This is a genomic window from Arthrobacter sp. MDT2-34-1 (assembly GCF_059091365.1).
Genome location: NZ_JBNHGO010000043.1, coordinates 1 through 1,125, shown reverse-complemented (window position 1 = coordinate 1,125; position 1,125 = coordinate 1). Strand labels below are relative to the sequence as shown.

Sequence of the window (1,125 nt, the reverse complement as noted above, 5' to 3'; positions counted from 1 at the left end):
GACGCCGCCGTAGAGGTTGATCCACTTGGCCGCGTCGACCGTGACCTGCTGCAGGCCTGCGTCCAGGTCCTGGCCCAGTGGGGCTGGGACCACCGGCCGGTCGGGGTCATCACCATCCCTTCGCGGAGCAAGCCCCAGCTCGTGGAGTCACTGGCCCGGGGGCTGTCGGAGATCGGCCGGCTGCCGTACCTGGGCTCCCTGGTGGCACCGCACGGCGGCCCGGCCGGCGGCCCGGGCGGCAACAGCGCCTTCCGGCTGGCTTCCGTCTGGGACCAGTTCGAAGTGCCACCGGCCGGACAGGCCTGGCTCGCCGCGAACCCCGGCCCGGTCCTGCTCGTGGATGACCAGGCGGACAGCCGCTGGACCATGACCGTGGCCGGCCGGGCTCTGCGCCGGGCCGGAGCGGAAGCGGTGCTGCCGTTCGTGCTGGCCCTGAAGGCGTAGCAATTAGGATCAAAATATGGATCCGATGTGGATAATCGCCGCCTTGCTCGTGGTGCTGGTCATCGCCGCGATAGTCCTGGCACGCCGCCGCATGGGGGCTGTGCCGGGACCGGCTGGGCCGGCGACGGTGTCCCGCGAGACGGCCATCGCGGCCAGCCGGCTGCTCTCCGCCGAAGGGCACGCTGAGGTGTACGGCTACATCGGGCGCGGCAACCAGCTGGAGGCGATCCGGGCGTACCGCAGACACACCCGGGCCGGCCTGAAACAGTCCGTCGCCGCAGTGCAGAGCCTGGAGAAGTATCCGCAGGAATACAAGGGTCCTGGCTTCGACGCCTAGACGAGCCACCACGCGCCGCCCGGCTGCCTTCGTGCACTTCCCGTTAACGCAGAGCGCCCCGGTCCGAAGACCGGGGCGCGATACGCGGAGACGGGGGGATTTGAACCCCCGGTCGAGTTTAACCCCGACCCTTCATTAGCAGTGAAGTCCATTCGGCCGCTCTGGCACGTCTCCAAGCGCTATTAACCAGCCAAATCAGGTTACCCGGAAGACGGGGTTAAGAGCAAAACGGGTGCCGGAGGGACCGGGGGCGGCGGGAACCGGCCGGCTACCGGGTCAGCATCTTCCACAGGAACTCATTGGACAGCGCCTGCAGGTGCGCGGCCTGACGGTTGTCCGACGCC

The 1,125-nt window shown here is 68.9% G+C and carries 1 protein-coding gene, 1 tRNA gene and 1 pseudogene; 2 read left to right on the top strand and 1 reads right to left on the bottom strand.

Annotation, left to right across the window (positions count from 1 at the left end; all coding sequences use genetic code 11):
• Together AC5RVV_RS17475 and AC5RVV_RS17470 are read left to right on the top strand one after the other, a co-directional pair.
• Window positions 1-444, top strand: a pseudogene (locus AC5RVV_RS17475) (recombinase RecQ); the annotation flags it as partial.
• 16 nt (window positions 445-460) lie between these two features.
• Window positions 461-781 carry a hypothetical protein gene (locus AC5RVV_RS17470; RefSeq protein ID WP_494002621.1) on the top strand — a complete coding sequence of 107 codons (321 nt, stop codon included), beginning with the start codon at window positions 461-463 and terminating at the stop codon, window positions 779-781.
• Window positions 782-866: 85 nt separating this feature from the next.
• Here the strand turns inward: AC5RVV_RS17470 and AC5RVV_RS17465 are convergent.
• Window positions 867-955, bottom strand: a tRNA-Ser gene (locus AC5RVV_RS17465).
• Window positions 956-1,125: the final 170 nt, after the last annotated feature.